The organism is Mycobacterium sp. TH-M11 (assembly GCF_057473725.1).
Genome location: NZ_JBYCLD010000049.1, coordinates 1 through 9,794, shown reverse-complemented (window position 1 = coordinate 9,794; position 9,794 = coordinate 1). Strand labels below are relative to the sequence as shown.

The window sequence follows — 9,794 nt, the reverse complement described above, 5'->3', positions numbered from 1 at the left end:
GCTGGTCTCCTCGACCAGATGCATTCGCGGACTCCAACTTTCCGGTGTGTGGGGATCGCGGAAGCCGCGGTACGTCCATCGGTTTCCGACCGCGCTGAAGGCAATTTTCATGGCGGCGACGTTGAGGGCGCTGACGCGCCCGTAGTCGTTGATGGCCACTTCGCCGGTCCGGAAATACCCGGGAATGTGGCGAAACAGGTTGGCCAGCAACGCCTCTGGGACGAAAGCCAGGAGTCCGTCGGCGATCAGGAAGGTAGGCCGGTCCGCGGGAATCTGCTCGCTCCAGGTGTTGTCGGCCAGCGACGCCGGCACCGAATACGCATGGTCCTGCGCGGGCACCAGCTGCCTGCGTAGCGCGATGATGTTGGGCAGGTCAACGCTATACCAGTCGACGCTGGGCGGCGGCGCGACCCGTAGCCTGGGCGTCGCCAGGCCGGCGCCGAGGTCGACTATGACGGCGTCGGGATATTCGGCGATGAAGCGGCTGACCCGGTCGTCGAGCAACTTCGCGCGCAGCGCGGTCTGGCGGATCGCGCTCGGCGGAATCCCCAAACCGTCGAAGTCGTAGTCGATCTTGTCGACGATGTCGGCAGCCAAGGTGTCACCGAGTATGGGCCTGGGGCAACGGCTGTCGAGCGCCCGGGCGTATTGGGTGACAAGCGCGGTCAGCTCGACAGGCGTCAACTCGGTGATCGCAATTCTCATACCGGCAACGTACTCGCCGGACTAGCCTCGGCTGAGTGTGCGATACGAAAACCCGGCCGAGTGGCCCCGCGACGATGTGCGAGGCCTTCCAACGCTGTGCCGCGGCGGACCCGGATGCCGTCGCGTTGCGTACCCCGGGCGACACCACGACCCTGACCTGGCGGCAGTATGCCGACGACGTACGCCGGGTCGCGGCCGGGCTGGCCGGTCTGGGCGTGCGCCGGGGCGACACGGTGTCGCTGATGATGGCCAACCGCGTCGAGTTCTATCCCGTGGAAGTCGGTGCGCAGCATCTCGGCGCCACCTCGTTTTCGGTCTACAACACACTGCCTGCCGAGCAACTGGCCTACGTGCTCGACAACGCCGACGCCAAAGTGGTGATCTGCGAGCAACAGTACGTCGACCGGATCCTGGCGAGCGGCGCGCAGGTCGACCACATCGTCTGCATTGACGGCGAGCCGGAGGGAACCGTCTCGCTGGACGATTTGTATGCGGCCGCTCCCGACGACTTCGACTTCGAATCGACCTGGCGCGCGGTGCAACCCGACGACGTCATCACCCTGATCTACACCTCCGGGACGACGGGCAATCCCAAGGGAGTCGAGATGACGCACGCGAACTTGATGTTCGAGGCGGAAGCTCTCAGCGCCGTCGTGGATGTGCGACCGGACGATCGTGCCACCTCCTATCTGCCGTCGGCGCACATTGCCGACCGGATGATGGCGCTCTACAACCAGGAGATGTACGGAATCCTGGTCACGGTGGTCTCCGATGTCCGCGAGATTGCGGTGGCGCTGCCCGATGCCCGGCCCACCATCTGGGCGGCGGTTCCACGGGTCTGGGAAAAGCTCAAGGCCGGAATCGAGTTTGCTGTCACCCACGAGCCGGACGAGGCCAGGCGCCAGGCCCTGGGGTGGGCGTTGTCGGTCGCCGACAAGCGTGCAGCGGCATTGATCGCCGGCGAACCGCTGGCCGGCGACGTGGCCGCCGAATGGGCGCAGGCCGATGAATTGGTGCTGTCGAAGCTGCGCGAGAAGCTGGGGCTCGACCAGTTGCGATGGGCGGTCTCAGGCGCGGCGCCGATTCCCCGGGAGACGCTGGCGTTCTTCGTCGGGATCGGCATTCCGATCGCCGAAGTCTGGGGCATGTCCGAGCTCAGTTGTGTTGCCAGCGTGAGTCATCCCCGAGAGTTACGACTGGGATCGGTGGGCCGACTGCTGCCCGGGCTGGAGTCCAGGATCGCCGGGGACGGCGAATATCTGGTGCGTGGCCCGCTGGTGATGAAGGGCTACCGCAAGGATCCGGCCAAGACCGCCGAGGCGATTGACGCCGACGGCTGGCTGCATACCGGCGACATCCTGGAAGAAGACGCCGACGGCTACCTACGGGTGATCGACCGCAAGAAGGAATTGATCATCAACGCGGCCGGAAAGAACATGTCGCCGGCCAACATCGAAAACGCGATCAAGGCGGCCTGTCCGATGATCGGTGCGATGGTCGCCATCGGCGACGGTCGTCCCTACAACACTGCGTTGATGGTGTTCGATGCCGATTCCGTCGGGCCCTACGCCGAAAGGCATGGAGTCGCCGACGCCACACCCGAAGCCCTGGCCGCCCACCCAGAGGTGTTAGCGCAGATTTCGGCGGCGGTGGCTGCGGGCAACGAGAAATTGTCGCGGGTAGAGCAGATCAAACGTTTCCGCGTCCTACCCGCGTTGTGGGAACCGGGCGGCGACGAGATCACCCTGACGATGAAACTCAAACGACGGCCGATCGCAGCAAAATACGCCGTTGAAATCGAGGAGTTGTACGCCGGCCAGCCGGGTCCGGACGTCCACGAGCCCGCGCGTACGCCGAGCGCGGGTCCGGCCTAGGACGCTCGGCGACTTCTCAGCCGGCCTTGCGTCGTGTGCGGTGGTCGATGATCGCCGTCGCCAATCCGCGGCGGCGCTCATCGCCGACCGCCGTTGTCGGCAATGGCGTGTTCGCGTCGCGGAATTTATTCTCCGACGCTGTTTCTGGCGCGTCGTGGGCGCTGGCTGACATGAATCCTGTCGGCAACGCCAATTTGCAGATGGTGCGCACAGTGAGCAGGTACTGATGCATGAGGGAACCGGTCGTGTACGGCAAGTCGTAGGTCTGGCACAACGCGCGGACCCGCTCGGAGATCTCGGGCAGCCGGTTGCTCGGCAGGTCGGGAAACAGATGATGCTCGACCTGGTAACACAGGTTGCCGCTCATGAAGGCCAGTACCGGTCCGGCGCGGAAGTTCCCGGTACCCAGGAGTTGCCGCAGGTACCACTCGGGCTGTGTCTCTGTGTCCAGCACCGACTCGGTGAATTTTTCTGCGCCGTCGGCGAAGTGGCCGCAGACGATGACGATATAACCCCAGGCATTGCGTAGTCCGTTGGCGACCACGTTGGCCCCGAGGGTCCGGCGCCAACGGCGGTGACTCAGCGCCGGAAAAGCCAGGTAATCCTTGCCGGCCTGGCGGAGCATCTTGCGGATGGTGGTCTTTCGATGGGCCGCTTTAGCGCTTTCGGTGCTTTCCCGACCCTGCGCTGCGTAGAGGCCGTGCATGGCGATGCCCCATTCAAAGAGCATGGCCAGCAGCACCGCCCGCAGCGGTTGAAGGAGATCGCCAGGCTGCCACTTCTGGTCGCGCGTGACGCGCATCATCCCGAAGCCGAGGTCGGGGTCGACACCGACGACATTGGTGAACTTGTGGTGCAGAAAATTGTGTGACGACATCCAGTGTGACGACGGAGCCACCATGTCCCATTCCCACGTGCTCGAATGGATTTCGGGGTCATTCATCCAATCCCACTGACCGTGGGTGATGTTGTGACCGAGTTCCATGTTCTCGACACACTTGGCCACCGCGAGCGCAACAGTTCCCACAGTCCACCCCAGCCGGCCCCGGCTGGCGAAGATGGTCACCCGGGCCGCGGCCTCGAGATATCGCTGAAACGCGATGGCACGACGAATGTATCGGTGGTCTTTTTCGCCGAGCGACTCCGCGATGTCGCGACGAATGTCGTCGAGCTCAGCGGCAAGGGAAATGACGTCCTCGTCGCTCAGGTGGGCGTATTCGGGTACTTCGGTGATCGCCACCGACAGTCATCGAACCGTAACGCTTACGGGGCGGAATCCCGTAAGTACGACTGAAGGGACCCACACGTACGACTGGAGCATTGGCTCAGCACCCGCTTCATCGGCTCGTCGCCGCAGTGTGACCCAGAGATTTTCGGGATCGCCCGCAGACACTACACGGTATAGGTCACCGAACGGTGGTCTCGAGGTCCCGTAGTCCTGAGCCGTCGGGTTTAGGGTGGGGGAATGCCACTCGAAGGTGAATACGCCCCGTCGCCGTGGGACTGGTCCCGCGAGCAAGCCGAAAAAATTGTCGAGTCCGGTGGGACCGACGGCACCGACATGAAGGGCATGCCGGTCATCCTGCTGACCACGGTCGGCGCCAAGACCGGCAAGCTGCGCAAGACCCCGCTGATGCGGGTCGAGCACAACGGCGAATACGCCGCGGTCGCCTCGCTGGGCGGAGCGCCGAAGAACCCGGTCTGGTACTACAACATTACGAAAAATCCGCGCGTCGAACTACAGGACGGCACCGACGTCAAGGACTACGACGCCCGCGAGGTTTTTGGCGACGAGAAGGCAGTCTGGTGGGAGCGGGCCGTGGCCGCCTACCCGGATTATGCCGACTACCAGCAGAAGACCGACCGCCAGATTCCGGTGTTTGTGCTGACCCCTGTGCACTGAACACGCAGCTTGGTGGCACCATTGACCGGTGTCTGCCGAACTGAGTCAGAGCCCGGGCATCGGGGGTGGTGGGCCGCTGGCTTCTTTTTCAGCGGCCGACGTCGACAGTGCAGCGACCCGAATCGCCGGCGTGGTCACCGCCACGCCACTACAGTTCTCCGACCGGCTGTCCGCGACGACCGGGGCAAACGTCTACCTCAAGCGCGAAGACCTGCAGACCGTGCGGTCCTACAAGCTGCGCGGGGCCTACAACCTGCTGGTGCAACTCTCCGACGAGGAACGAGCCGCCGGAGTGGTCTGCTCGTCGGCCGGCAACCACGCGCAGGGCTTCGCCTATGCCTGCCGCATCCTGGGTATCCGCGGCCGCGTTTACGTACCGGCCAAGACCCCCAAACAGAAGCGTGACCGAATCCGTTATCACGGCGGGGAGTTCATCGAGCTGATCGTGGGTGGATCCAGCTACGACCTGGCCGCCGAGGCGGCGCTGGCCGATGTGGCGCGCACCGGCGCCACATTGGTGCCACCGTTTGACGATGCGAGGACCATGGCCGGGCAGGGCACTATCGCTGTGGAGATCCTCGACGCGCTGGACGGCGAGCCCGATCTTGTGGTGGTTCCGGTCGGCGGTGGCGGGTGCATCGCCGGCATCACCACCTACCTCGCCGAGCGGACCCGCAAGACCTCGGTGCTCGGGATCGAGCCGGCGGGCGCGGCCGCGATGATGGCCGCGCTGGCCAACGGCGGCCCGGTGACCCTTGCTCACGTCGACCAGTTCGTCGACGGCGCCGCAGTCAGTCGGGCCGGGAACCTCACCTATGCCGCGCTGGCCGCGGCGGGGGACATGGTGTCGATAACCACGGTCGACGAGGGCGCGGTGTGCACCGCGATGCTCGACCTGTACCAAAACGAGGGGATCATCGCCGAGCCTGCCGGGGCGCTCGCGGTCGCCGGCCTGCTGGAGGCCGACATCGAGCCGGGTTGCACCGTGGTATGCCTGGTCTCCGGCGGCAACAACGACGTGTCGCGCTACGGCGAAATCCTCGAGCGGTCGCTGGTCCACCTCGGGCTCAAGCACTACTTCCTGGTCGACTTCCCGCAGGAGCCCGGTGCGCTGCGCCGGTTCCTCGACGGCGTGCTCGGAGCGGGCGACGACATCACGCTGTTCGAGTACGTCAAGCGCAACAACCGCGAGACCGGCGAGGCGCTGGTTGGGATCGAGTTGGGCTCAGCCGCGGATCTCGATGGCCTGCTGGAACGCATGCGGGCCACCGAGATGCAGATCGAGACGATCGAGCCCGGCTCGCCGGCGTATCGCTACCTGCTGTAGCCGACCTGCGCTCCAGCTGGTGTCGGCTAGCCGACCAGCGCGACCGATTCGTCGTTGGCCCGAAAGATCGGTTCCAGCGGCACGGCGAATCGCTCGGCCATCTCGGTCAGCGACGCCGACCACACCAGCTCGATGGTCGACACCGGACCGCGCCCGGGACCCGTCAGCAGGAAAGCCACCGTGGTGCCCGGCTCCAGGTCGTCGAGCAGCGTCCGCAACGACGACATCAGGTTCCACACAATCCGGCCCCGGGGCCGCGGACGGATCGGGACCTGGCTGAGCTGCTTGGCGAAACAGCGGTCCGGACCGATCAGGCCGAACCACAGCAGCCGCTCCCCGAACCCCAACGGCCCCATCAGCGCACGCCACCGCTCACGGAGGTCCTGCGTGGACTGCACGGGATCGCATGCGGTCTGGATGGGCGGGATCGGCAACAATTCAGATTGAGTCATCGGCGCATCATCACCCGCTCGCGGAGCGCGCCGGTAGTCAGTTATCCACAGCGCAGGATTGTGAACGAATGCGGGGCCAGCAGCGTGCTCTGGTCACCTACGGAAGGCGATTCCGAGGCCAGCACCAGCTCACCGGCGAACGGTACCGATACCGGCTCGGTGCCGAGATTGCAGGCCACCGTCACGCCGCCGCGGCGCAGCGCGATCCACCGGTGTTGCTCCTCATAGTCGACGACCAGATTGTCCAGCCACGGATCGGCAAGGTCGATTTCGTTGCGCCGCAACGCAATCAGTTCTCGATAGAGCCGCAGAAGTCTCGCGTGCTCGCCGGTCCTGACTTCCGACCAGTCCAGCTTGGAGCGTCGAAAGGTCTGCGGGTCCTGGGGGTCGGGGATCTCCTCGGCATCCCAGCCGTGATCGGCGAACTCCCGCCTGCGGCCTTCGGCGGTGGCACGGGCCAACTCGGGCTCGGGATGGGAACTGAAGAACTGGAACGGAGTCGACGCGCCCCACTCTTCGCCCATGAAAAGCATTGCTGTATAAGGGGAAAGGAGGACCAGAGCGGCTTTGACCGCCAACTGCCCGTAGCTCAGGTTCTGCGACGGCCGGTCGCCGAGGGCCCGGTTGCCGACTTGATCATGGGTGCAGGTGTAGGCCAGCAGCCGGGTGGCCGGAATTGTCGAGGTGTCCAGCGGCCGGCCGTGGCGTCGCTGCCGAAACGATGAGTAGGTGGCGGCATGAAAGAAAGCGTGGCGCAGAGTTTTCGCCAGGATGGCCAACGAGCCGAAATCCGCGTAGTAGCCCTGGCGCTCCCCGGAGACCACGGTGTGGATCGCGTGGTGGATGTCGTCGTCCCACTGTGCGGCCATCCCGTGCCCGTGCTGCGTGCGAGCAGTGATCGTGCGCGGGTCGTTCAGGTCACTCTCGGCAATCAGCGACAACGGCCGGCCGAGTTCTTCGGCGAGCGCGTCGGTTTCGGCAGCCAATTCCTCAAGGATATGGATCGCGGTCGTGTCGAAGAGCGCATGCACGGCGTCCAATCGCAGACCGTCGGCATGAAAGTCGCGCATCCAGCGCAGGGCGCAGTCGATGATGTAGCGGCGCACCTCGTCGGACTGGGCGTCGGCGATGTTGATGCCCTCGCCCCACGGGTTGCTCGCCGACGACAGGTAGGGGCCGAACCTGGGCAGGTAATTGCCCGACGGGCCGAGGTGGTTGAACACCGCGTCGATCAGCACACCGAGCCCCCGGCGGTGGCAGGCGCTCACGAAGCGCGTCAAACCGTCTGGGCCCCCGTAGGGCTCGTGCACGGCGTACCACAGAACGCCGTCGTACCCCCAGCCGTGGGTACCGGAGAACGCGTTGACCGGCATTACCTCGACGAAGTCGACACCGAGGTCGACCAGATGGTCGAGCTTGTCGATGGCTGCGTCGAACGTGCCGGCGGGAGTGAAGGTTCCGATGTGCAACTCATAGATCACCGCGCCGTGAACCGAGCGGCCGGCCCAGCCGGTCTCTATCGGCTCGGGGTGTTCCCACACTTGCGAGCGCTCGTGCACTCCGTCGGGTTGACGCGCGGATCGCGGGTCGGGCAGCGGCCTCGGATCGTCATCGAGCAGGTATCCGTAGCGCGCTTGCGGGCCGGCGTCGACGGTAGCTCGCCACCAACCGTTTTCGTCGCGGGTCATTGGTGACACCGACCCGTCGACGTCGAGGCGCACGGTGTCCGGTTTCGGCGCCCAGACCGCGAATTCACGCATCGGCGCGCCCCAGCAGTGCCACCGGCAGTTCCGCGAACAACTCGCCCGCCGGCACCGTGCCGCGCAGCGCAGCGCCAGTCAGCGCACTGGTCCATCTGCCGTCCGGCAGCGGGATCGCGGTGTCTCCCCATCCGGTTTGCCCGAGTTGAACCGTCCAGCGGGAGACCGCGACGAGCACGTCGTCGCCGCGACGGAACGCGACCACGTGCTCGGCGCCGGTTCCGGCAGCCGGCAACGGGTAGTATCCGCCCCCCACGAAGGTGTCCGGGTGGGCGCGGCGCATCTGCAGGGCAGCCTTGACCACTCGAATTTTTCTGTGCTGCAGGGACTTCAATGCCTCGCGGCGGGTGGCGTAGTCGACGGCTCGCCGATTGTCGGGATCGACCAGGCTGTCGTCCCACAGCTCGGTGCCCTGGTAGATGTCGGGGATACCCGGACAGGTCAGGCACAGCAGCTTCTGGCCCAGCGCATCGTTCTCGGCATGCGGTTGCAGGCGGGTAACCAGTGCGGTGAGCTCGCGCGAGACCGGTCCGTCCAGCACGGCGTCCAGCCAGCGATGCACCGCGGCTTCGAAGTCGGAGTTCGGTGTGTTCCAGGTGGTGTGAACGGCGGCCTCCCGGATCGCTTTCTCGGCGTAGGCATGTAACCGGTCGCGTAGTTCGTCGGTGACGTCGCCGTCGGTCGGCCACACGCCGAAGATGTTCTGCCACAAAAACAGTGCGGTGGCCGGGTCGGGAGAGGGAGTCGAGACCTCCCAGCGGCCCACCAACTCCGCCCACAGCGACGGCACCTGTGACAGCACACCGATGCGGGCACGAACATCCTCACCCCGCTTGGTGTCGTGAGTCGACAATGTCGTCATCGCCCGCGGCCACAACCGGGCCCGAACGGCTGCGCGAGAATGAAATTCGGCTAAACCGACGCCGAAATGCTTCGGCTCACCGCCGACTTCGTTGAGTGACACCAACCGCGCGTCGCGGTAGAACAAGCAGTCCTCGACGGCTTTCGCGGTCACGGCCCCGCACAACTGCTGCAGACGCACCGCGGACTCGTCGTCGTCAGCCACCGCGGCGGCGATCAGCTGCAGCGGCAGGGCCAGGTCGGGTGCGGCGGATTGCGTTTGGGCCAGGGCTGTCGGCAGGATCGCGGCCAACCCCGGATAGTCGCTGCGGTAGACGTCGATGTGAGTCAGCAGTGCCGCCAGCGCGTCGGGTAATTGCGGGTGGTCCGCGTCGGTCGCTGCCACAATGCAGCGGCGCAACCGGGCCAGCTCACTGGCCAGAGTCTCGGTCGCAGCGGACACCTTCAGGGTGGCCGTGGACAGCAGCCCTTCGATGCCGGCGGATCGCAGCAAAGACGTCAACGACTCGGCGCCTCGGGGATCGACGAAGACCCCACCGATCTCGCGTAGCGCGTCGTAACCGGTGGTGCCGGCCACCGGCAGGCTCAGATCCAGCGGTTCGCCGGCCGCGAGAATCTTTTCGACCACGATCCACGCATCCGCCCCGACGAGGTCGCGGAGCCAGCGCAGATACCCGGCGGGGTCGGCGAGGCCGTCGGGGTGGTCGACGCGCACCCCGTCGACGAGTCCGTCGGTGAACCACCGCGCCACCTCGGCGTGGCTGGTCTCGAACACGGTGCGGTCTTCCTGGCGCAACCCGGCCAGCGACGTGATGGAGAAGAAGCGGCGATAACCGACCACGTTGTTGTGCCAACCGATCAGCCGGTAATGCTGGCGGTCGTGCACCTGGGGGCCCGTGCCGTCGCCGGTGC

Annotated in this window: 8 protein-coding genes; 3 read left to right on the top strand and 5 right to left on the bottom strand. The window is 65.8% G+C overall.

The genetic code is table 11. The annotated features are described in order from the left end of the window. The coding region (locus AC2VOG_RS01980; protein WP_486938236.1) for a class I SAM-dependent methyltransferase at positions 1 to 705 on the bottom strand (705 nt) is incomplete at its 3' end. A 74-nt stretch (positions 706 to 779) separates the two neighbouring features. Between AC2VOG_RS01980 and fadD11 the strand changes: the two genes are divergently transcribed. Then, entirely contained in the window at positions 780 to 2,579 is a 1,800-nt protein-coding gene (fadD11, locus tag AC2VOG_RS01975) for a fatty acid--CoA ligase FadD11 (RefSeq protein ID WP_486938237.1), read from the top strand. A 16-nt stretch (positions 2,580 to 2,595) separates the two neighbouring features. Here fadD11 and AC2VOG_RS01970 read toward each other — a convergent pair whose 3' ends face one another. Next, positions 2,596 to 3,819 (bottom strand): fatty acid desaturase family protein, encoded by a 1,224-nt coding sequence (locus tag AC2VOG_RS01970; protein ID WP_486938235.1) that lies wholly within the window; start codon positions 3,817 to 3,819, stop codon positions 2,596 to 2,598. Positions 3,820 to 4,044: 225 nt separating this feature from the next. Between AC2VOG_RS01970 and AC2VOG_RS01965 the strand changes: the two genes are divergently transcribed. Then, the gene (locus tag AC2VOG_RS01965; protein ID WP_486938234.1) at positions 4,045 to 4,482 is read left to right on the top strand and encodes a nitroreductase family deazaflavin-dependent oxidoreductase; all 438 of its coding nucleotides are present in this window, start codon (positions 4,045 to 4,047) and stop codon (positions 4,480 to 4,482) included. A 28-nt stretch (positions 4,483 to 4,510) separates the two neighbouring features. After that, positions 4,511 to 5,809: a threonine ammonia-lyase IlvA gene (ilvA, locus tag AC2VOG_RS01960; RefSeq protein WP_486938233.1), complete on the top strand. Its 1,299-nt coding sequence runs from the start codon at positions 4,511 to 4,513 to the stop codon at positions 5,807 to 5,809. A gap of 26 nt (positions 5,810 to 5,835) precedes the next feature. Here the strand turns inward: ilvA and AC2VOG_RS01955 are convergent, their stop codons facing one another. The 3 genes from AC2VOG_RS01955 to treY form a co-directional block, all read right to left on the bottom strand. Next, a complete protein-coding gene (locus tag AC2VOG_RS01955) occupies positions 5,836 to 6,261 on the bottom strand; it encodes a hypothetical protein (protein ID WP_486938232.1) in 426 nt (141 codons plus the stop codon). Between the two features lie 41 nt (positions 6,262 to 6,302). Next, entirely contained in the window at positions 6,303 to 8,021 is a 1,719-nt protein-coding gene (gene treZ / locus AC2VOG_RS01950; protein ID WP_486938231.1) for a malto-oligosyltrehalose trehalohydrolase, read from the bottom strand. Next, the coding region (gene treY / locus AC2VOG_RS01945; RefSeq protein WP_486938230.1) for a malto-oligosyltrehalose synthase at positions 8,014 to 9,794 on the bottom strand (1,781 nt) is incomplete at its 5' end. The genes treY and treZ, both read right to left, overlap by 8 nt.

Bases quoted from the DNA above. Each gene is read 5' to 3' on its own strand.
- fadD11 (WP_486938237.1), top strand. From the start codon at position 780: ATGTGCGAGGCCTTCCAACGCTGTGCCGCGGCGGACCCGGATGCCGTC.
- AC2VOG_RS01965 (WP_486938234.1), top strand. From the start codon at position 4,045: ATGCCACTCGAAGGTGAATACGCCCCGTCGCCGTGGGACTGGTCCCGC.
- AC2VOG_RS01955 (WP_486938232.1), bottom strand. From the start codon at position 6,261: ATGACTCAATCTGAATTGTTGCCGATCCCGCCCATCCAGACCGCATGC.
- treZ (WP_486938231.1), bottom strand. From the start codon at position 8,021: ATGCGTGAATTCGCGGTCTGGGCGCCGAAACCGGACACCGTGCGCCTC.